Origin of the sequence: Salimicrobium album (assembly GCF_900107115.1) — a bacterium.
Classification (GTDB): Bacteria; Bacillota; Bacilli; order Bacillales; family Halobacillaceae; genus Salimicrobium; species Salimicrobium album.
The window spans coordinates 166375-188486 of record NZ_FNOS01000002.1 but is presented as its reverse complement, the minus strand read 5'-3'; the positions used below and the strand labels follow the sequence as shown (position 1 = coordinate 188486).

24 protein-coding genes are annotated in these 22112 nt (G+C 43.3%); 2 read left to right on the top strand and 22 right to left on the bottom strand.

Features of this window, described 5'->3' with window-relative positions:
* Window positions 1–6 precede the first annotated feature (6 nt).
* The 5 genes from hemB to hemA are packed head-to-tail and all read right to left on the bottom strand — an operon-like array spanning window position 7 to window position 4911.
* Entirely contained in the window at window positions 7–981 is a 975-nt protein-coding gene (gene hemB / locus BLU03_RS04425) for a porphobilinogen synthase (protein WP_407690260.1), read from the bottom strand.
* Between the two features lie 5 nt (window positions 982–986).
* The gene (locus BLU03_RS04420; RefSeq protein ID WP_093105911.1) at window positions 987–1754 is read right to left on the bottom strand and encodes a uroporphyrinogen-III synthase; all 768 of its coding nucleotides are present in this window, start codon (window positions 1752–1754) and stop codon (window positions 987–989) included.
* On the bottom strand, window positions 1754–2683 hold the full coding sequence (hemC, locus tag BLU03_RS04415) for a hydroxymethylbilane synthase (RefSeq protein WP_076569779.1): 930 nt from the start codon (window positions 2681–2683) through the stop codon (window positions 1754–1756). Before hemC ends, BLU03_RS04420 begins: the two co-directional genes overlap by 1 nt.
* Before the next feature lie 18 nt (window positions 2684–2701).
* Window positions 2702–3523 carry a cytochrome C assembly family protein gene (locus BLU03_RS04410; protein ID WP_076569777.1) on the bottom strand — a complete coding sequence of 274 codons (822 nt, stop codon included), beginning with the start codon at window positions 3521–3523 and terminating at the stop codon, window positions 2702–2704.
* Between the two features lie 14 nt (window positions 3524–3537).
* Window positions 3538–4911, bottom strand: a complete 1374-nt coding sequence (hemA, locus tag BLU03_RS04405) for a glutamyl-tRNA reductase (RefSeq protein WP_093105908.1) — start codon at window positions 4909–4911, stop codon at window positions 3538–3540.
* Window positions 4912–5150: 239 nt separating this feature from the next.
* Here hemA and BLU03_RS04400 point away from each other — a divergent pair, with 239 nt between their 5' ends.
* The gene (locus BLU03_RS04400; RefSeq protein ID WP_008588647.1) at window positions 5151–5618 is read left to right on the top strand and encodes a hypothetical protein; all 468 of its coding nucleotides are present in this window, start codon (window positions 5151–5153) and stop codon (window positions 5616–5618) included.
* Window positions 5619–5670: 52 nt separating this feature from the next.
* On the opposite strand, the gene BLU03_RS04395 is transcribed toward BLU03_RS04400, so the two are convergent.
* From BLU03_RS04395 to BLU03_RS04335, 12 genes are all read right to left on the bottom strand, one after another.
* Window positions 5671–6405, bottom strand: a complete 735-nt coding sequence (locus tag BLU03_RS04395; RefSeq protein ID WP_159435661.1) for an amino acid ABC transporter ATP-binding protein — start codon at window positions 6403–6405, stop codon at window positions 5671–5673.
* Window positions 6406–6575: 170 nt separating this feature from the next.
* A complete protein-coding gene (gene yihA / locus BLU03_RS04390) occupies window positions 6576–7163 on the bottom strand; it encodes a ribosome biogenesis GTP-binding protein YihA/YsxC (RefSeq protein WP_008588645.1) in 588 nt (195 codons plus the stop codon).
* Entirely contained in the window at window positions 7150–9477 is a 2328-nt protein-coding gene (gene lon, locus BLU03_RS04385) for an endopeptidase La (protein ID WP_008588644.1), read from the bottom strand. Before lon ends, yihA begins: the two co-directional genes overlap by 14 nt.
* Before the next feature lie 137 nt (window positions 9478–9614).
* Window positions 9615–10886 carry an ATP-dependent protease ATP-binding subunit ClpX gene (gene clpX, locus BLU03_RS04380; RefSeq protein WP_008588643.1) on the bottom strand — a complete coding sequence of 424 codons (1272 nt, stop codon included), beginning with the start codon at window positions 10884–10886 and terminating at the stop codon, window positions 9615–9617.
* 280 nt (window positions 10887–11166) lie between these two features.
* Window positions 11167–12453, bottom strand: coding sequence for a trigger factor (tig, locus tag BLU03_RS04375; protein WP_076569773.1), 1287 nt, complete (start codon window positions 12451–12453; stop codon window positions 11167–11169).
* A gap of 130 nt (window positions 12454–12583) precedes the next feature.
* Window positions 12584–13564, bottom strand: a complete 981-nt coding sequence (locus BLU03_RS04370; RefSeq protein ID WP_093105906.1) for a hypothetical protein — start codon at window positions 13562–13564, stop codon at window positions 12584–12586.
* Window positions 13565–13783: 219 nt separating this feature from the next.
* A complete protein-coding gene (locus BLU03_RS04365; protein WP_093105903.1) occupies window positions 13784–15355 on the bottom strand; it encodes an FMN-binding glutamate synthase family protein in 1572 nt (523 codons plus the stop codon).
* A gap of 749 nt (window positions 15356–16104) precedes the next feature.
* Window positions 16105–16677, bottom strand: a complete 573-nt coding sequence (locus BLU03_RS04355) for a hypothetical protein (protein ID WP_093105901.1) — start codon at window positions 16675–16677, stop codon at window positions 16105–16107.
* A complete protein-coding gene (locus BLU03_RS04350; RefSeq protein WP_093105898.1) occupies window positions 16664–17278 on the bottom strand; it encodes a hypothetical protein in 615 nt (204 codons plus the stop codon). Before BLU03_RS04350 ends, BLU03_RS04355 begins: the two co-directional genes overlap by 14 nt.
* A 15-nt stretch (window positions 17279–17293) precedes the next feature.
* On the bottom strand, window positions 17294–18070 hold the full coding sequence (locus BLU03_RS04345; RefSeq protein ID WP_093105896.1) for a hypothetical protein: 777 nt from the start codon (window positions 18068–18070) through the stop codon (window positions 17294–17296).
* 63 nt (window positions 18071–18133) lie between these two features.
* A complete protein-coding gene (locus BLU03_RS04340) occupies window positions 18134–18385 on the bottom strand; it encodes a hypothetical protein (RefSeq protein WP_093105893.1) in 252 nt (83 codons plus the stop codon).
* A 124-nt stretch (window positions 18386–18509) separates the two neighbouring features.
* Entirely contained in the window at window positions 18510–18797 is a 288-nt protein-coding gene (locus tag BLU03_RS04335) for a hypothetical protein (protein ID WP_093105891.1), read from the bottom strand.
* A 122-nt stretch (window positions 18798–18919) separates the two neighbouring features.
* On the opposite strand from BLU03_RS04335, the gene BLU03_RS04330 reads away from it, so the two are divergent.
* The gene (locus tag BLU03_RS04330) at window positions 18920–19810 is read left to right on the top strand and encodes an HD-GYP domain-containing protein (RefSeq protein WP_176765407.1); all 891 of its coding nucleotides are present in this window, start codon (window positions 18920–18922) and stop codon (window positions 19808–19810) included.
* Between the two features lie 184 nt (window positions 19811–19994).
* Here the strand turns inward: BLU03_RS04330 and BLU03_RS04325 are convergent, their stop codons facing one another.
* Genes BLU03_RS04325 through BLU03_RS04310 form a run of 5 tightly spaced genes read right to left on the bottom strand, consistent with a single transcriptional unit; the run spans window position 19995 to window position 22101 of the window.
* Window positions 19995–20957 carry a peptidoglycan-binding protein gene (locus tag BLU03_RS04325; RefSeq protein ID WP_093105888.1) on the bottom strand — a complete coding sequence of 321 codons (963 nt, stop codon included), beginning with the start codon at window positions 20955–20957 and terminating at the stop codon, window positions 19995–19997.
* Window positions 20958–20977: 20 nt separating this feature from the next.
* Complete coding sequence (locus BLU03_RS04320) at window positions 20978–21271, bottom strand: holin (protein WP_093106357.1); 294 nt, start codon at window positions 21269–21271, stop codon at window positions 20978–20980.
* 18 nt (window positions 21272–21289) lie between these two features.
* Window positions 21290–21637 carry a hypothetical protein gene (locus BLU03_RS04315; protein ID WP_093105886.1) on the bottom strand — a complete coding sequence of 116 codons (348 nt, stop codon included), beginning with the start codon at window positions 21635–21637 and terminating at the stop codon, window positions 21290–21292.
* Between the two features lie 48 nt (window positions 21638–21685).
* Window positions 21686–21814, bottom strand: a complete 129-nt coding sequence (locus BLU03_RS13805) for a hypothetical protein (protein ID WP_281241176.1) — start codon at window positions 21812–21814, stop codon at window positions 21686–21688.
* Complete coding sequence (locus tag BLU03_RS04310) at window positions 21814–22101, bottom strand: hypothetical protein (RefSeq protein WP_093105883.1); 288 nt, start codon at window positions 22099–22101, stop codon at window positions 21814–21816. Before BLU03_RS04310 ends, BLU03_RS13805 begins: the two co-directional genes overlap by 1 nt.
* Window positions 22102–22112: the final 11 nt, after the last annotated feature.

Sequence of the window (22112 nt, the reverse complement as noted above, 5' to 3'; positions counted from 1 at the left end):
CTTCACTTATTCTTTCAGCCATCTTGCCATATCTTTGGCGTGATACGTTACGATAAGATCGGCTCCGGCCCGTTTCATGGATAAGAGCTTCTCCGTTACGATAGCTTTCTCATCAACCCATCCCTGGCTTGCAGCTGCTTTGATCATGGAATATTCTCCGCTCACATTATATGCAACAAGTGGAACATCCGTCTCTTCTCTCGTATCTCTCAGTATATCCATATAGCTGAGGGCAGGTTTTATAATGAGAAAATCGGCTCCTTCTTCAAGATCCGACTTGACTTCCCGTTTTGCTTCCAGCCGGTTCGCAGGGTCCATCTGATACGTATCCCTGTCCCCGAACTGCGGCGTGCTGTGGGCAGCATCCCGGAAAGGGCCGTAGAAAGCAGAAGAGTACTTAACTGCGTATGACATAATCGGTGTTTGAGGGAAGCCGGACTCATCCAGAGCTTTCCTGATATACGTCACGAAACCGTCCATCATGTTAGAAGGCGCGATAATGTCTGCTCCCGCTTCAGCCTGAGTCACCGCCGTTTTAGCAAGAAGTTCAAGAGAGGTATCATTCTCGATCACTCCGCCGTTCACGACTCCACAGTGTCCGTGATCGGTATACTGACAAAGACAGGTGTCTGCGACTACTGTCAGCTGTGGAGCATAGTCTTTAATGAAGCGTATCGATTTCTGGACGATGCCATCATCGTTATAGGCTTCTTTCCCGTAAGGATCCTTCACCTCCGGGACTCCGAAAATGATGACGGAAGTAAGTCCAAGCTCTATAATTTCGTCGAGCTCTTTCTTCAGGTTGTTATAGGCGACCTGATAAACCCCGGGCATGGACCCTACATCGTTATTTTCCGTCGCCCCTTCAACAACAAATAAGGGAAATATAAAATCTTCAGGATGCAGGTGGGTCTCCCGCACCATCGACCGAAGAGAAGCCGACTGTCTCAATCTTCTATGTCTTTTAAATTCATTAGCCATCCGTTTCATCCTTTCTCGTTAAAATATTTCTCCATCTTTTCAATAAGCGCTTCCGCTGTGAAAGTCGCAGGGCTTTGTATATTTGTAAATCCGGCGTCCGCGGCCTGTCTTTCTGTAGTAGGACCGATGCAGAAACAAGGAAGATCAAGTGCCCTGTTGCAAAGCGTTCCCGAAAGCTCACAAAATGCATCTACAGCGGAAGGACTGAAAAAAGTAAGAGCATCCCAGCTTTCGTTTCTCAGCCTGTCCTGTAACTCTGCTGCTTTCTCTTCTAATATTAACGTATCATACGCAGTCATCGAATCAAAAGAAATGTGATGCTCCTTGAGCCCTTCCCGTACCGTTTCCCTCGAAAGGTTGCCCCGTACATATAGCACCCGCTCATCACTTTCGAGCATCGGCACCCATTCTTTCACTAAAAACTCCGCAGAATAAGAGGAAGGAAGAAAGGAAACGGTTCTTCCTTCCTCTTCGAGCGCCAATTTCGTCTTTGGGCCCACCGCCGCGTATTTGAGTCCTTCCGGGGTTGATTCCAGATATTTCCTGATCAACTCGTTAAAAAACCATACACCGTTTGTACTCGTGATAAGAACCCAGTCGTAGGCATCCAGATTCTCGAGAAGGCGAACATTTTCTTCACTATCCCTTTTAGCAAAAGAAAGCAGAGGGACAGCAGTCACACCGGCCCCTCTGCTTTCAAGACGTTCCTTTAACGTATCGGCCTGATGCCTGGCCCTTGTAATCAGGACTTCTTTTCCCGAAAGAGAAGACATTACTGCTCAAACTCCTCTTTCGCGTCTTCGATAATTTTTGCAGCACCGCGGTCTCTCAGAAGATCTGCAGCCTCTTTACCTACAGCTACAGGATCGGTACCGGTTACGATTTCGTGAAGGATCGTCTCTCCATCAGGTGTCCCCACCAGCGCAGAGAGTGTATACTTATCCCCTTCGCGATATGCATACCCTCCGATCGGTACCTGACAGCCGCCGTCCAGATCATGAAGGAATTTACGTTCGGCACTGACGGTCGCTGCCGTGTATTCGTGATTTAATTTGGCCAGAAGTTCTCTCAATTCATCGTCATCATCACGACACTGGATCGCAAGCGCCCCCTGTCCGATTGCAGGTACACAAACTTCCGGGTCAAGGAATTCAGTGACGACTTCTTCTGTCCAGCCCATCCGTTTAAGACCGGCAGCAGCAAGAACAATTGCGTCAAATTCTTCTTCTCTCAACTTTCTGAGACGGGTGCCGATGTTACCACGGATCCACTTCACTTCCACATCCGGTCTCACCGCCTTTATCTGAGCAGATCGACGAAGACTGCTCGTACCAACTATCGCTCCTTCCGGAAGATCTTTCAGAGTCGTATTGTCCTTCGACACGAAAGCGTCCCTGTGATCTTCACGTATTGGAACCGAGGAGAGAGAAAGACCTTCTGTCACTACCGAAGGCATATCTTTCATACTGTGTACGGCCATGTCGATTTCTTTGCTGTACATGGAATCCTCGATTTCTTTAATGAATAACCCCTTCCCGCCGACTTTCGAAAGGGTGACGTTCAATATTTCATCCCCACGGGTGGAGATTCTTTTGATTTCGAATTCATAGGAAGGATCGATCTGTTTCAACTGGTCTATTACCCACTCTGTCTGGCTTATAGCCAGGTCACTTTTTCTTGACCCGATAACAATTTTACGCACAATAGTTCCTCCTAGTAATTAAAAATGAAAGTTTGATAATGAACTGAACAGAAAGAAGTTGATGAGCAGGAGAAGAAAGGCACCTATATTATAGGTTGAAATGAGCCTTCCCTGAAATCCCCGCACAACCTTCAGAAACAGCCAGATCATATAGACGAATACAACTATGATCGAACCTACCGTTTTAAAGTCCATCCAGTAGAATACGTCCTCGGAAATGTAACCCCAGACGACCCCGAGCACAATCGCTATCAGCAGGACGGGTACCGCAAGAACGATGAACAAGTAAGATAATCGTTCCAGTTTAGCCAAATCCCCGAGCCTTGCGAGACGGTTCCGCCACTTTTTACTTTTCAGCCAGCGATATTGTAACAGGTAAAGCACTGAAAATATGAAAGAGAGTGTGAAAAACCCGTAAGAGATAATCGCCAGCGTCACATGTACTACCAGCATTTCGTTTACAAGTTCCACCCCGCCTTCCCCCATATCTCTCTGGGCCCGGGTCATCAGATGAATGATCATCACCGAAAAACCGATGACGTTCGTGAAGAAAATAATGAAATCCACCCGAAACAGCCGGTTCAGAACCAGAGAGAAAGTTACAAGGATCCAGGCATAAAAATAAAGACCGTCATAAACGGTCGTGACGGGAAAATCGTCTTTTATGAAGATTTGCGATAAAAGAAAAACCGTTTGCAGCGTCCAGACTACCCCGAGTAACCAGAAAGCGATCTTGTTCGCTCTCCGGTCCCCCTGGATGAAATCTATAAAATAGCCGGTAAGGCTGAGACCATAAAATAAAATGATGATTTCGTAAATCCACTTAAGGTCAAGTACCATAGGTTGTCCACCTTTTAAGCCTGAGTCATGTTCTGTAACGCAGGGAACGTCAATATCCCTTTATCATCGACCTTAACAGCGTGGTTATTTTTTTGTTCCTGAATTTTCACCTGTTCCTGCACTTCTTCTTCAATGCCGAAGATTTGAGTGAGCAGCTGCAGCGATTCTTCTGCACCAGGTTCATTGGCGAGTTCTTTTGCCTGGGTAATCGGTTCTTTCAGAATCTGGTTCACAATGCTTTTCGTGTGTTTGTTCAGTACTTTCCTTTCGCGGGCGCTCAGTTCAGGCAGCTTCCTCTCGATACTCTCCATCGTTTCCGCCTGAATGCCGAGAGCTTTCTGACGCAGAGCAGAAATGACCGGAACCACTCCAAGCGTCCGCAGCCATTCATTGAATTCAACGATTTCGGCTTCAATCATAAGCTCGATCTCTTCTGCCGCTTTCTTCCGTTCCGAAAGGTTTTCGTCCACGATTCCCTGCAAGTCGTCAATGTCATAAAGAAACATGCCTTCAAGATCGGCGATACCTGGATCAAGATCTCTCGGTACAGCGATATCGACGAAGAACAAAGGATTCCCTTTTCTCTTTCTGTGAGCCCGTGCAACCATATCTTTCGTAATGACGTATTCATCAGACCCCGTAGAGCTGATGACGATATCCGCCTCTTCAAGAATTCGCTCACGGTCCTCCAGAGTAGTAGCCTCTCCGGAGAACTGAGAAGCTACTGCTTCGGCTTTTTGCAATGTCCGGTTAAGTACTGTCACCTTACCGACGCCAAAACCAAAAAGGTTCTTGGCTGCCAGTTCTCCCATTTTACCGGCACCGATGATAGCGATGTGTTTATCTTTCAACTCTCCGAACACTTTTTTGGAAAGCTCCACCGCAGCGTAACTTACAGATGCGGCGTTCTCTCCGATCGCTGTTTCCTTATGGCCTTTCTTCGCTACAGTGACTGCCTGCTTGAACAGCTGATTGAAAACTGTACCGGTCGTGCCTGAGCCTTGAGAAAGTTGAAACGCCTGTTTCACCTGGCCGAGAATCTGCGTTTCTCCCAGAACCATAGAATCGAGTCCTGCCGAGACTCTCATCAGATGTTCGATTGCCCCGTCCGCTTCATATACAATCAAGTGAGGCGAAAACTCCTGCTTTTCAATATTGAACCACTTTTCCAGAAAATCTTTAATGTAGTAACGGCCAGTATGTATCTGATCCGCCACTACGTACAGTTCTGTGCGGTTGCACGTGGACAATATCACGTTTTCCATAATGCTTTTCTGAGCATTTAAAGTTTTCATCGCTTCTGCATGATCAGCTTCGGAAAACGCGAGCTTCTCCCTGATAGCAAGAGGGGCGGTTCGGTAATTAATACTTACAGCTAAAATATGCATGACATATACCCCCATCATGTGTCCGTACCTTATCACAACTCATATTTACCATTGTAACATGAATTTTTACCTCTGTTAGAATAACTTATGGACAGAATATGAAAGTCTTATGATACGATATAAGAAAGATTCTAAAAATTCTTTACCAGATTAGAATTAATTTAAATAAGAGCTATTAATAATATATCAAAAGCTTGTTCATTCCACAAGAAAATTACATCCCGGAGGTTCTTTCGTTTATGAAAAAATACTACTTTCTGATTGCAATGGTTTTAACAGCTATCGGCGTTTTCTTTCTCTTTAAACAGTTTCCTATCCCTTTTATCGGCACTCCGTTTGGAGGTGTGTCCCTGTTCGCCTTCCTGACAGTCGCTCTTTTCATTCACGCCAGACGCGTACGGGAGACGCCGCTGCTGTTTTTCCAGGCCATGGTCCTGCTTATCCTGTGGCAGCTTTTCGCCGAAACGAATATAGCTGTGTGGCCTGAGCATTGGAGTATGTACATCGTTTATATCGGTATTGCACTTATGTTGAGCAGAAAAGTGAAAATCGGGTTGCTGCCTCTTGCTGTCGGACTCGGCATTCTCCTCGTTCCAGCCATCGAGTCGCTTTTTTTCTGGGTGCCGCCTGTAGTGACATACATAAAAATGTACTTTAGTATTCTTTTCCTGCTGCTCGGGGGATATTACTTTTACAAACAGAAATAGACAGAAGCCGCGGTTCCTGTTTCCCGGGATCGCGGCTTCTGTCTTCGAACTTTTAGACGTATATAGACTGAAGAAACTGTTTCGTCCTGTCGTTTTGCGGATGCTCGAATATCTCCTCCGGCGTCCCTTCCTCCACGATACGACCGTCATGCATATAGACGACTCTGTCCGCTGCTTCTCTGGCAAAACGCATCTCATGCGTTACGGCAACCATCGTCATCCCCTCTTTGGCAAGATCCTTCATCGTTTGCAGAACTTCCCCGATCAGTTCCGGGTCAAGAGCAGAAGTAGGTTCATCGAAAAGCATAATCAAGGGGTTCATAGCTAATGCCCTGGCTATAGCTACACGCTGCTTCTGCCCCCCGGAGAGACGGTTCGGGAAGACATCCTCCTTGTCGCTGAGTCCCACCTTATTAAGCAGCTCACGGGCTTTATGTGCTGCCTTATCTTTTTCCATTTTCCTAACCTGAAGAGGAGCTTCCATCACGTTCTCAAGAACCGTTTTATGAGGGAACAGATTGAACTGCTGGAAGACCATCCCTATGTTCTGCCTGATTTCGTTCAGCTTGTCCTTCCGTTCGTCCACACGCTTTCCGTGAAGTGAAATTTCTCCACTGTCTTTCATCTCCAAAAAATTCAGACAGCGCAGTAATGTACTTTTACCGGAACCGCTTGCTCCGATAATTACGACAACTTCCCCTTCCTTCACGTTGAAATGAATATCTTTCAGTACTTGCAGTTCTCCAAATGACTTATTCAAAGCCTGTACATCAATAACTTTGTTCATTTTCACCTCTCCCAGCATTAACGGTTTTCACTAAAAATATCACGGAACGCCTGAAAAGGAAAGAGCTCACCTTCACCAGCCAATAAGTAAGAAAGGCCCGAACGATTCTGCGAATCGAACGGGCCTCCCTGGTTCTGTAATATCAGTGTTTTTCTCTGACCACCGGTCTTCTACATTTTCAGATGGGAGCGCAGGGACTTCCAGGCTTCATCTTTACCTTCGGAGGTTTCCGCAGAGAAAAGGATGAGCGGATCCTTTTCATCAACTTCCAGCACCTCACGTATAAGCTTCTTCTGAGCCGGGCGCTTCCCTTTCTTAACCTTATCCATTTTCGTAGCGATAATCGTTACCGGAAGGTCGTGATATTTAAAATAATCGTACATCATACAGTCTTCATCGGTCGGTTCATGCCGTAAGTCCACGACAAGAACTGCCGAAACGAGCTGTTCCCGTTCCCCGAAATATTCATCCATCATCTTTCCCCAGCGTGTTCTTTCCGCTTTGGAGACTTTCGCATACCCGTACCCGGGTACATCCACGAAGTGAAAAGATTTATTGATGATGTAGAAATTGAGCGTCTGCGTCTTCCCCGGCTTCCCTGAAGTGCGGGCCAGATTTTTACGCTGGATCATCGTATTGATGAACGATGATTTCCCTACGTTGGAACGCCCCGCAAGCGCAATCTCCGGAATCGGATCGCTCGGATACTGGGTCTTACTTACAGCACTGATAACTATTTCCGCTTCATTTACTCTCATTTTTCTCACCCGTCAATGCCTGCTCGAGCACCTCATCAAGATGCTTCACAGGAATGAATGTCAAATCGTTCCGGACACTTTCCGGGATGTCGTCTAAATCCTTTTTGTTTTCAAAGGGGATAATTATCCTTGTCAGTCCGGCCCGATGAGCACTGAGAGCTTTCTGTTTCAGCCCGCCGATAGGAAGGACGCGGCCTCTCAGTGTAATCTCCCCGGTCATCCCCACCTCTTTCGACACAGCACGACCTGTAAGTGCGGAGACGAGAGCAGTAGCCATCGTGATACCTGCTGAAGGACCATCTTTAGGCGTGGCTCCTTCCGGCACGTGAATGTGGATATCATTTTTCTCTACGAAGTCGGAAGAGATATTCAGCTCATCCGCCCTGGTGCGAATATAGCTGAAAGCGGCCTGGGCCGACTCTTTCATCACGTCACCTAATTTCCCGGTAAGTGTGAGATTGCCTTTACCCGGGGAGACGGAAACTTCAATGGACAACGTATCACCGCCGGCTGCTGTATAGGCAAGGCCGGTGGCTGCCCCTACCTGATCTTCAAGTTCTGCCTGACCATACCGGAATTTAGGGCGGCCGATGAGTTCTTCTATCATTTTCTCCGTAACAATTACCCGCTTCTTCTCTCCGGAAACGATTATTTTAGCAGCTTTCCGGCAGACGTTGGCGATTTCACGTTCAAGTCCGCGCACACCCGCTTCCCGTGTATAACGTCTGATAAGTTTCATAAGAGCGTCATCCCGGAACTGAAGCTGATTCCTCGTCAGCCCGTTCTCTGTAATCTGTTTACCTAAAAGATGTTCTTTTGCAATGTGAAGTTTTTCGACCTCGGTATATCCAGCAATCTGAATCACTTCCATCCTGTCCATGAGCGGACCGGGGATTGTGGACATTGTATTGGCTGTAGCTACGAACAGAACGTTCGAAAGATCATAATCTTCTTCAATATAGTGGTCACTGAACGTTGCGTTCTGTTCAGGATCGAGAACTTCAAGCATCGCAGAAGACGGGTCGCCCCGGAAATCACTGGCCATTTTATCTATCTCATCCAGCAGGAAGACCGGGTTGACAGTCTCTGCACGTTTCATACCCTGAATAATTCTCCCCGGCATAGCTCCAATATAAGTACGCCGGTGTCCACGAACCTCAGCCTCATCTCTTATACCGCCGACAGATATCCTTACGAATTTACGGTTGATCGCCCGCGCTATGGACTTTGCGAGAGACGTTTTCCCGACGCCCGGGGGACCGACGAGACAAAGAATCGGTCCTTTAATGGATTGGGTCAGCTGTTGCACGGCCAAATACTCCAATATACGTTCTTTTACTTTATCAAGACCGTAATGGTCCTCCTCGAGAATCTCTTCCGCGTGCGGCACATCCAGATTATCTTCCGTTTCGGTCGTCCAGGGCAGTACGACGAGCCACTCAATATAATTACGTATGACGGAGCTCTCGGCTGAACTTTGAGGAACTTTTTCGTACCTCCCCAGCTCTTTAAGAGCTACCAGTTCAATCCGCTCAGGCATATTTGCATTTTCAATTTTTTCTTTCAGCTCCGCAACTTCCCCGGACTTTCCATCTTTATCGCCCAGTTCGTTCTGGATAGCTTTCATCTGTTCCCGAAGGTAATACTCTTTTTGGGTATTTTCCATCGATTTTTTTACACGCTGTCCGATTTTCTGTTCTATCTGCAGAACTTCACGTTCGTTTCCTATAATGTCAATGACACGTTTCAGTCTCTCTTTTACTTCTGAAGTTTCAAGAACTCCCTGCTTTTCCTTGATTTTAATCGGAAGGTGAGACGCTACCATATCGGCAAGATGGGAAGGGTCATCGATATCGGCCAAAGTGTCGTAAGTTTCTTTCGTTACTTTTTTCGATATTTTTACGTACTGTTCGAATTGTTCCATGAGCGTACGTGTCAAAGCTTCTTCTTCATTCCGATCCCCCTGCACTTCCTGTAACGCAGTGACGGTCGTTTCGAAATGTTCTTCTTTTTCCTTTATTTCTTTTACTTTTGCCCGCTCCACGCCTTCGACGAGGACGCGGTGCGTACCATTCGGCAGTTTCACCATCTGTTTCACGAAAGCTACTGTACCTACCTCGTAAAGGTCGTCACTTTCAGGCTCATCCACGCTTGTTTCTTTTTGTGCAATCAACATAACGTGACTGTCATCGATCATAGCTTCTTCTAAAGCTTTCACTGATTTCTCACGACCGACATCCAGGTGAAGCACCATTGAAGGATAGACGAGCAATCCTCTCAGCGGAAGTAGAGGGTATGTTTTACTTTCAGTCATTCGTTACACCTCCTGATATTATTTTCATTCCATATTTGTCCGGAAGAATTATGTAAAGAAAGAATACAAATCAAAAAAACAGAAAAGAGAAGCCGCGCTTAAACTAGCGCGGCTAAGCTTTATTCCGCCTGAAGTGCTCAGGCGCTTTTTGGACTTTTCGGTTCTTCCACCGTACCATCGGTCAATATAAGACGAGGACGGCCACCTTCCATTTTCACCGTTTCTTTCGTGATGACACATTTCTCGATATCATCCCTTGAAGGCAGGTCGAACATTACATCGAGCATGATCCCTTCAATGATAGACCGCAGTCCACGCGCACCTGTTTTCCGTTCGATAGCTAATCTGGAAATTTCGCGAAGAGCATCTTCTTCAAATTCAAGTTCGACATCATCGATCTGAAGGAGTTTCTGATACTGTTTCACGAGAGCGTTTTTCGGCTGAGTGAGGATTTCTACAAGCGCATCTTCATCGAGCTGCTCAAGGCTTCCAATCACCGGAAGACGACCTATGAATTCCGGAATAAGTCCGTAACTCAGCAGGTCTTCAGGAAGTACTTTCGTAAGCAGTTCCTGTTTCTCGGAATCCGGCTGCGCCTGTTCGGACCCAAAACCGATCACTTTTCGTCCGAGACGACGTTTAATGATCTGATCGATACCATCGAATGCACCGCCAACGATAAACAGGATATTCGTAGTATCAATCTGGATAAATTCCTGATGAGGATGCTTACGTCCCCCTTGCGGAGGCACGCTCGCCTGAGTTCCTTCGAGAATTTTCAGAAGGGCCTGTTGCACACCTTCTCCGGAAACATCACGTGTGATGGACGGGTTCTCGGACTTACGGGCGACTTTATCGATCTCATCAATATAGATAATACCTTTTTCGGCTTTCTCTACATCATAATCTGCTGCCTGAATCAGTTTAAGGATAATATTCTCTACGTCCTCGCCAACGTACCCGGCTTCCGTAAGGGAAGTTGCATCGGCAATGGCAAACGGTACATTGAGAATACGGGCCAGTGTCTGAGCCAACAACGTCTTCCCGCTACCAGTAGGCCCAAGCATAAGAATGTTACTCTTCGCAAGCTCCACTTCATCATTCTTCGCAGTTGTCGTATTCACACGTTTGTAGTGGTTATAAACCGCAACGGATAAGTTCTTCTTCGCCTGCTCCTGACCAATGACGTAATCGCCCAGGATATTGTGGATCTCTTCAGGTTTCGGAACTTCTTTGAATTCCGTTTCTTCTTCATTACCCAGTTCTTCTTCGACTATCTCTGTACACAGTTCAATACACTCATCACAAATATATACACCCGGACCTGCTACAAGCTTTCGTACCTGATCCTGGCTTTTACCGCAAAACGAGCACTTGAGCTGCCCTTTTTCTTCATTAAATTTAAACATTACTTTCACCCTTTCCAAAATGATGCCAAGGCTAACCCGCACTATCTTTCGCTTATCATACCAAATAAATCGATATTTAAAAAGTAAAAGGCTGCCCTTCCTGCTGACAACATCACATAATATTATGCAGAGACTGCACATCCAGGTCAAACGCTGAGTAATTCTTATTATGTATAGATACGATTGACTGTCTTAATGATATGACTTATTAATGACAAATTGCAAATAATATGAGAAAACAAGGCGGGGATCTTCCTCGCCTTGTTTCCGTCATCATTCATTATACTGTTTTGCTGTTCTGCTCAAGTACTTCAATCGCTTTTTGGATTTTCAGATCATCTTTGACCATGTCTGTGTTTCCTCCAAGCATCTGCTTCAGATTCTCAACGTCCGTCTGATACATAGCGGACATATTTTCAAGTTCCTTATTTACGTCTTCTTCGGTTACTTCGACGTTTTCAGTCTGAGCAATCGCCTCAAGCGTCATGTTCGTCTTCACGCGCTTTTCAGCATCTTCTTTCATCTGCTCACGAAGCTGGTTGTCGTCCTGACCGGTGAACTGGAAGTACATTTCCTTCGTCATTCCCTGCATTTGCAGACGCTGTTCGAATTCGCTTACCATACGATCCAGCTCGGAGTCGACCATGGCTTGTGGAATTTCCACGGAAGCATTGTCGCTCGCCTGGTTGACGAGTGATTCGCGTTTCTGGTTCTCAGCATCCTGCTGTTTCTGCTGTTCCAGGTTTTCGCGGGTTTTTTTCTTCAGTTCATCCATAGACTCAACGTCTTCGTCTACATCTTTAGCGAATTCATCATCAAGTTCAGGAAGTTCCTTGGCTTTCACTTCGTGAATTTTAACTTTGAATGTCGCTTCTTTTCCGGCCAGTTCTTCAGCGTGGTAATCTTCCGGGAACGTGATGTTCACATCAGGCTCTTCTCCAGCTTTTTTACCGACGAGCTGTTCTTCAAAACCGGGAATGAACGTACCGGAGCCTATTTCAAGAGAATAGTTCTCGGCCTGGCCGCCTTCAAAAGCTTCCCCGTCAACGAAACCTTCGAAGTCCATAGCAACTGTGTCGCCTTCTTCGATTTCGCCTTCTTCTTTAACTACGAGCTCAGCCTGGTTTTCCTGTTGACGCTTAAGTTCTTCCTCTACGTCTTCATCGGTTACTTCAGTATCTGCCTCTTCTACTTCAAGACCTTTGTATTCGCCGAGTTCTACTTCAGGCTTAACTGTAACATCCGCTTTGAAAATAAGCGGTTCGCCTTTCTCAATCTGTTCCACATCCACTTCAGGCTGGTCTACCGGCTCAATGCCCGTTTCCTGTACAGCATCTGAATAAGCCTGTGGAAGAATGATATCAAGTGCATCCTGATAAAGAGATTCAACACCGAAACGGCCTTCGAAGATTTTACGCGGTACTTTTCCTTTACGGAATCCAGGTACCTGCACTTCTTTCACTACTTTGTTAAACGCCTGATCGAGCGCTTTATCGAATTCTTCAGGTGATACCTCTACTGTAAGGGTCCCCTGATTTCCTTCTTTCTTTTCCCAATTTGCTGACATAAAAAGTCCCTCCAACGTCATATTTTCATTTTTACATGGATCTGTTACAGACATGTGTACGAATCTAATTTACAACCACTATATTATAACATAATGCTGTTCTCTTTCAACAATAGAGGGGTTATTATGCTTATTCTCCTGTAATCGCCCTGTATTGTTGATTTGCGACTTCAATATCCTTCTTATAGGATTCAGTTTCCGGCCCTATTCTAATAGGTGTTTCTTCTAATTGCAAATACTCATTCCCGAGCATTTTCAATGCTTCTATTATGTAAGTCACTTCATTTTCCGTAGGAAGGAAAGGGTACCGGATATAAATGTAACGATGAAGCATCGTTACGATGATATCGTACATTATCGGATGTTCCTGCTCAATATGAGTAAGACGTAACTCTAAATGCTTTACTATGTAGTGTGTGGAAGGGGAACCTATTTCGACAGGGACGATGGATATGGTTTTACCAAATTTATGTATAGATGTGCTCTCTTCCACCCCGTGCGACTGGAACCATAGTATAATGGCTGTTTTTATTACCGGATGCGTTTCTTCATCCGTCAAATATCCACGGAATGTCTCCATCAAGGGCGCCGGATCGAAGCTTTTCAATTTCATAAGAATACTATACTGTTTTTCTATTTGCTGCCCGTTTATAGCTTCTTGCCATTCCTCCATCAAATACTCTTGTTCTTCTTTTTGATGGGAGTCTTCGATGTCTTTACTTACGTTATACATCTGCCACAGCTGTGTCCTTACTTCACCAGGGAGATCCTCCTGTTCAAGCACTTCTTCCACCAGCGTCATCAGTTCCCTGTATTTTCCCTCATGGAATAGAATCGTTATATAAATATGTAGATATTGAAAATAAGCGGATTCACTGACCTTCATACGATTCAGGCAAACTTCTTCCGCCTGCACGTATTCTCCCGTGCCTACCCAGGAAATTAACAGACCGGTAATCACTTCATCGTCAGCTTCCCGGTAATGGAACAGAGGTTCCAGTGATTCGATAGCTTCTTCGTACTGCTGGTGACGGACCGCTTCCAGTCCTTTCTTCCGCAGCTTCTCCCTCCATTTCGGAAAAAGAACAACTTCTCCTTTGCTGTTGTCCATAACGCACCCTTCCTAACCGTTTTAAGTATGTACTTTATTCATTATATCAAACATGTATTTCAAAAGAAGAAATCCGCTTGAATTACCCTGATTACCTGTGATTATTCCCTTGAAAAGGCAAAAATAAAACTCTTCGAACTGATAACCGAAGAGTTTTATACGTGATCTCCTCAAACTGCTTTTCCACTCGAACTTTTCTTCGCGTACGATACCATCCAGTTATCTGCCTGGCCCATCTTCCTCATTAATTACTTTACGAAAGTCAGAGTGATAAACGATATGTTCTCTTGTGAATTTCGTCGGTGAATCCAGCCCGGCTACGGCCGCTAAATCGAATAAACCCTGGCGTAAGGCAATCAGATAGTTGGTAACGCGGTAATTTTTTTCTTCGATGACGAGCGCCTGCTGTAATTCAGCGTCGGTAGTTGCGACTCCTACCGGGCAGGTGTTTTTATGACAGACCTGCGACATGATACAACCGACACTCATCATGAACCCGCGTGCAATATTGATCAGATCCGCTCCGAGCGCCAGTGCCATTGCAATTTTATCAGGCGTGAGCAATTTGCCCGAGGCGATAATCTTAGTGCGTCTACGTATACCATATTTCTTCAGCATGTCATCCACCATCGGTATAGCTGAAAAAGCCGGGAGTCCTACGGAATAGGCGAGGCCATAATAAGAAGCTCCCGTTCCTCCTTCTCCTCCATCTACCGTAAGAAAGTCGGGAACAATATCCTCTTCCACCATTGCCGAAACAAGCCGCTCCACCTGCTGTTCATTACCTGCCACTATCTTCATTCCGACAGGTTTTCCGCCGGAAGCTCTCAGGTCAGAAAGGAAGTGAAGCAGCTGGGCAGGTGTATCGATGCCGGGGAAGCGGTTCGGGCTGTCTATATCTTTACCCGGTTCGACTTTACGTATTTCGGCAATTTCCTCCGTAACCTTTTTTCCATCTACGTGGCCTCCGCGGGTTTTGGCGCCCTGCGCAAGTTTCAATTCGAACGCTTTAATCTGCTCTCTGGAGGCCTGATCACGAAAGGCCTCCCAGGAGAACTCACCGTCTTTTGTCCGGACACCGAACAGTCCGGGACTGATCTGCATGATGATGTCGACGTCACCCTTTAAGTGGTAAGGAGAGACACTGCCTTCACCGGTGTTCATCCATGTGCCGCCCGCACGCCCGAGCCCTTTTGATAATGCTGTGATCGCATGGTCGCCAAGGGATCCGAAACTCATCGCAGATTGTCCGATCAGACCTTTCAGACGAAAAGGATGATCGACGGTATGTTTCCCGAGTATTACACAATCATCGTCATGTAAGTAAACGGGGTCAAGCTCTGAATCGAACCGGTGCTCTTTACGTTTAAAAAGCTGTTCTTTGTCGATGTCGTACAGTTTCGTCTTAATCGGCTCACTCTGATCGATTCGTAACTCTTCCGCCTGGACCGGGAACATGTCGTTCACTAAATACCAGCCGTCCTCAGTAAAATCCCGCTCCGCTCCGTACCCCATCATTCGGGTATTGTACTTTCCTGCTTTATTGACATATTCGAACTCTTTACGATTGAACGGTTTTCCTTCACGGTCATTGTGAAACAAGTATTGACGGAATTCAGGTCCCGTTTTCTCGACGATGTAACGGAACCTCCCTAATAGTGGATAATTTTTCAATACAGAATGTTCGTTTTGCCTTTCATCATGAATATAAAGCCAGAGAGCTAAAATTAACGGGATAAGAATGGCAAGCCCGATCAGAGTTACTGTAATTACTAACAATGTTTCCTCCAAGTTGTTCACTCCTCAATCCGAGTTTTATATAGGTCTTATTCTCCGAAGATTCTGGCCATCGATTATTTCAACAAACTAATGTTTATACCGGTTCAGACGGATAAGCCGAAATAAATTGATTCTTTAGAATTATTCTATCTAACGCCCGATTGCAAAGTCAACTTGTTAATCAGACAACTCTGCCACGAGCCTTTCCTGCAAATAAATAAAAAGCTGCATTCCTCACAAGATAAGGAATGCAGCTCTTAAAAAATGTCCCAGGCAGGATTCGAACCTGCGACCCACAGCTTAGAAGGCTGTTGGAAGTCATCAAACACCTACAAATGGTAACTAACCATTCCTTGTTAAATCAACACTTTTCCCATTCTTAAATAATGTAGACAAATTAAAATGGGAGATAAAAAACCAATTTCTCTCCCATTTCTCTCCCAATATCTCATTTTGAAATATTATATGACAATTAATTAATATGTCTCTCACGCTTTTCAATTGTACACACTTAATGGTAGAAAAGTGGAACTTATGATGTTTTCTCAATATAAAAGCTTGTAACAACGGCCTCTTGTCTGCCAGACACGAGTCCCTTATAGGAAGATGTATGATAAAGAATGAGGAATGCTGATATATCAAGTTTTGTTGTACTTCTCTTACGATGATAACGAAGCGTATGTGATGATTGTTGTCCAATCCTGCCAACAACTCGCCAACAAGTTGACATTAAAAGTCTACTTCCAGTTGGAGGTAGACTTTTATGATACTTTAATACTGTTAGCAGTGCTTGTTATTATAGAGCCGTTATTTATTTCTAATGAAAAATAATGATCACCGGTCTCATCTACTTTAACAAAGAAACCATACTTAAAAAACTTTCTATCATAACTTTTTTCAATAGCATTTCTTAATATATATTCGTATTTTCCACCATAATGCTTTGGAGACTGAGGCTGGTTTGAAACCTTTACTTCCCACTCTATTTCCGTTTGAATTTTAATATCTGGTGGACTCATAGGAACTTGGGTAGCAACAAAGATTTCTATCTTACTTTCTCTCCCTTGTTTCAAATTGTCTTTTGGGGCTAAGACAATTTCCGCTAAACCACTCTCTCCTCTAGACTTTAAAATAGTAAGTTGTGATACTTTTTCCTTAGCTTCGTTTAACGAAGTTGTCAATTGATCCTTCTCGTTCATAATAAATTCAGAGTAAACAATCAAAAGAATCATTACTGTCAACCAGTACAGATATAAATTATCCTGATAACCATCTCCTAGAAGGGCTCCTATAACAATCAACATTGCGTGAAAAAAAATTCTAATGTAAAACATTTATTATTTTCTTCACGAATTCAGTTAGATACTGTTCGTCACTGTTATCCACTGAAATCTTTCCGTTTTTTGTTACTTTTAAGAATCTATCATTAATAAGAAATGTTATATCATCTATCTTGTATCCTTCTTCAATCTCATAAAAACGATTGCTGATGATAGGTCCATCACTCAAAAGACCTTCCTCTTCATCAGAAAAATTGATTCTCTTCACATTTCCACCTAGACATTCATAGATTTTTTTGAAGGAGAAATTATTAATTTCTACGGAATTTAAATTAACTTTTGTTCTTCGTTCTATTTCTTTCAAAACTTCTTTTTGGTACTCATTATTAACATATTCAATAAATACAAGCTGTTCATTAATGATGAAAAAGAAATTAACTAAAGAAGAGTAAACGAAATTGTACTGTGTCCCCAATTTCAAAGTACTAACCTGATACTCATCGCTGATGTTGAAAACAACATGAAACAAACCATTTTCGAACTGATTGAAATGGAATAATGAGATCTCTTCTTCTTTTTTCAAAAAGTTAATCTTGTTTTTTGACAAAGATTTCAGCTTCTTAGGTTGATCAACTTTCAGCAATGAGAAATTCAAGGTTAGCCCTCCTTATTATAGTTCTTTTAACTTAGTCATTAAGTATACTACAAAGTCATGCACATTGGAATTACCCAATTCATTTTCTTCGAAGAACACCCTGTGGCCATTATTATATAAGTTAACTGAGATTTTATTGGGAGATCCTACCGCGTCATAAGGTAATTCGAATTTGATATGTGACATCATCCCATGTTCTCTGTACGCATCGTCTACTTTAGAAGGGTGTACATCATTAGCAAGGTCAATTTCGTAAGAAACCTTTGTTGTTTTATCTCCATCTTTATCAATTCTGTCTATTTTGGTGGCAGACCATTCAAAGGTTTTGTCATTTTGAACCTTTCTTAATAATTCATCATCTAATTTGAATAGGGTTGTTTCAAATCCTAAACTTTCCACTAGAGTTTTTACCTTTCCTCTGGCTTTTTCCTCAGTACTGTTATCGAACTTCAGAATTAAATCTCTATCCTCTGTAATAACAATACGTGCTTTTGAATAAAACGTATACTGTGCTTCAGTAGTGGTAACAGTATCTTCGTGAAAGGTAGTATCAAAATAATTTCCCAAGTTAACTAAGTCAGTACCATAAGCTTCTAACACTTCTATACCATTTCTAGTGGCGAATTCAGGATTTATAAACCCTTCTCCATTTATTTTCCCTTCAGTATTGATTGTAGCTATATTTTTGTTCATGGCATTCATTACTTCCTCTAAGTTTAGTTTACCCCCATTACTATAGAACAAATCTAATTGTTCCGAAGTATTTAGTTTGTAAATTGTAAATGATGACATATTTACCTCCTCCTAAAACCATAAATTTAACTACCAGTAATTATGAATTAAATGAAATAAATGTCAATTCATGATTTGTAGTACATTACGTGAAGCAAAATCATCCCCTAAAAAATTTTGGCGCTGTTTGCGCGGATAAGTCGACAAGATATTCTCACGCTTGAATAATCTAACTTGCTTGTGCCAATAACAGATTTTCTCTTCATGCACAGCGACAATGCGAACTATCCGCTGCGTCATTCTACCATTGTTATCCATACAAACCATTTCGAGCTTCTGTTTGTCGGTCAGCGCACGTTCCAGGACTCCATTCATGATTATTCCTCCTGCTACATCACACGAACGTTTGTTCTTATTATACCAGGCTATATATGAAATAAACAGGAAATCTCTTCAACGTAAAAAAACAGCCTATCCAATTTGGACAGACTGTTCATACTTATGATGCTTCATGACTCATTTCTCGATAGACACTAACCGCCAAAGGGGTAGCATTATCAACCTCTCCAGAATCAATGATAGGAAGCTTACTTTGTACGTATTCGCGCGTTCGGGGCTCTAATGTATGTAGCTGTGATCGAAGCACTTTGCGGAACGTCGTTACTGATGGGTAGTCTAAGAGGATAACGCGATCGTCGTCTTTTGGTATCGTAAAAAGTAATCTGATTTCGCCTTGGTCCGGATACAACAAGGGATAACCGAAACCTGAATCTCGCTCTGTTTGCATGAATTCACCTCCTCGGTATATGTTCTTTTTGATTATACTATAATAATCAGATTATTGTTTATTTATTTTCACATTAATTAATAATCATGGTACAATATTTACAAAAATTCGGGGGTTTTCAGGTGAAAGAATATACCTCGCAAGAGATATCCGAACATTTAGAAAAGAGCCGCTATATTATTGAACAGTGGTTCAAGGAGTTAAAGATTAGATTGAACCACCACGTTGAGAAAAGAAATGGTGAATATGTTTACACTGAAGAAGACCTAAAAATGGCTCAATATATAGCAAAACAAAGGGAAGACGGAATCCCGTACGAAGAAATATTTAATAATTTACATTCAATTTTTACTATTAACAACAAATCACAATTCCCTGAAAATGAAGCGACGTTTATGTTTGAAGAACCTAACCAAGGTTTAGGAAAAGACCCCGAACAACTTTTTCATGACATCGCACAGGATAATGAAGTTATAGAAATGTTTAAACATCATTCTCTTCGAGTAATGATTCTTTCTAGTATGTTAGCCAAAAGAATGGACTGCTTTGATGAAGATTTACGTATAGCATCTTTGTTACATGATATCGGTAAAATGGGAATAGCGAAAAATATTTTATTGAAACCAGGGAAACTTAGCGATCTGGAATTCACCATAATTCAGAGTCATTCCCACATCGGTAATGTGATTGTTCGAAAACACCTTGGTTTGACTAGGGCGGCTAAGTTTATTAGGGATCACCATGAAAGATGGGACGGTACAGGCTACCCCCGAGGACTGTTAGGGGACGAAGCAACTATTCAAGGGCGTATCATTGGCATTTGTGATGCGTATGACACTATGACTATTGATAGGCGAAATTATCAATTAGAAACGCTAAGTCAAAGTGCTGCAATAAAAGAGTTACAAAGATGTGCCTGGACACAATTTGATGGGAACTTGGTAGATGCTTTTAGCAGGATGATGGAAGAAGAAGAAGGTATGATCCCTGATTATCTGCTGCAAAAATTATAAATATGAATCCCTATTATTTAACGTTCTTTAACTTCTCTACCATTAATAAGATAAACATTTTTTGTGATCGTCCTGTATTCACATCGTTTCCTGCTCAAAAATATTTTACTCCATTGTTTTTAAAGAGAACTTCTAATCGTTTCAGTTTATTATGTATCCCCTCCCATACAGGAGGGGCTTTTTGTTAATCTTTCGCTTTTTTATAAGCACGTAGCGCAAAGACAGCAGCTTCCGCTCTTGTGACCGCTTCCTCTGGATTAAAATCACCGTTAGGCTGACCTTTAGCAATACCTTCTTCTTTCGCTTCTTTTAATTCGTCTGCATACCATTTGTTTTTATATACATCATTAAATGCCACGGTTTCGTCCTCCTTTGATTTTTCAGTTTTTTCCGGCTTGTCCGCCTCCGCTTTATTTAAGAGCAGAGCACTTAATTTCGCGCGTGTCTTAGGTCCGACTAACCCATCCACGTCCAGCTTTTGATCACGTTGGAAGGCTTTCACAGCTTTTTCTGTTGCCGGCCCGTAGCTACTATCCGCGCCATGTCCGTCCATCTCGTAACCTGCCTCAATCAGTTTCTTCTGCAGACGGCGCACATCGAGACCTTTGTCACCCCGTCCGAGGGTGCGTGTAGCTTTACCACCAGTAGCCGTACCATATTCAGGGGCTTTGCCATTAAGGACAGCTTCATAATCAAACTCTGGACATGGCTTCCACGCATAACCTGGAAACTCATCATGCCCCCTAGTGCGTTTGTAATTCGGCATGTCACGTTTTAATTGAGCGTGTAACTCTCGCAGAGATCTTTTCTGCTCTTTTGTCGGTTCAGTGTCTCTAAAATCACCTACCAGGCAGACACCTACCGCAAAACTGTTTGAGTTACCCACGTGATAGGATATAACTTGCAGACCATGACACCATTGGATTGTTCCGTCTTTTAAAATTACAAAATGATATGCAATCTCTGGCCACCCATTGGTATAAACGTGATACCTGGAAAAGCTATATGCATCACCCTGATCCGTTAATGAGTGGTGGACTGCGATATCGGTTTTCGAATACTTGCTATTGGTAGGCTGCCATCCGTCGTGCGGGAGCTTTCCTCGTAAATTAACCAGTTGTGGTAACGATTCAAAATGATAAGCCATTCATAATTCCTCCTTTTATTTTATTGATTATTAAAAACGTCTTTATCTTTGCTGGTGTCTTTCTTGCTGCCATACCGCTTCTTCATCACTTCAAATAAACCGGTAGCTGACAATCCTGCCCCTGCACCGGCCCATAACCTTAATGCCATTTCCATGTCGGTAAACGGATAAGCAGCTGCTCCAAGCCCTACCCCGACTACCAAAGCAATCAATGGTATAAAGTTTTTGGGTAGAGACACGGTCTTTTTCACCGCTTCCATAATGCCAGCTACAAAAGGTCCAATCACCGTAGAAAACAATAACACCTGCGTCATTACTTCATTTTCCATTTCCTAACCTCCTAAAGTGATATATTGCGATATAAAAACGATGATCGAAATGATCACCGCTACCCAAGATGGCAGATTACGCTGCCAGTTATCTTTTTCTTTGATAATGCGTTCGACATCTGTCTGATCTGCCTTTTCCTTTATATCTTCTTCCAGATCTTCAATATCTTTTGCGTTTTGCTGCGAGCGTCGGTCTGCCCTGTTCGCTGTTTCTTTGGCTTCATCTGCTGTGTGTTTCACGTCCAGAGCATTATCTAATTTTACCGACTGTTCGGCTAACGTTTCTCTTACGCCTATGAGGATGGTCATAAATTCTTTCATGTCCTCCACTTCCTTATCCCTCTCTGGCATCATTGACCCCCTTACTGAACAACAGTTTTAAACCATTAAAAATACACCCTACTCCTGCGGGGTGCTTACAATCTTTTCGTATTCAGACTGACTGATAAAAAAAGGTACATAACTTTGGAGTCGCTTTTTATCCGTCTTCTTTCGTTTCCAACGATCGAGCAAAAAGTTATAGTACATTACATCCCCCCTTTCATCACAGCGACTTCCATCATAAGAGCTTCCAGCGTGTCACCTGTAAATTCGACCTGTTCGCGCAACCTCTCATTCTCCGATTTACACTCATCACTGATGTCTTTCGAGATATCGAACACTCCATCAAAAACACCCTCGATAATAATAAAGCTCTTATTAACATTTGCTTTAAAATCACCGGAAGCTACGTGATTCTTACTAACTACTGGCCTTTCGTTTAACTCCTGCGTATCTAAAACTTTGTCTCCGTCATACATAATAAATGTGTACATAACACCCTCCT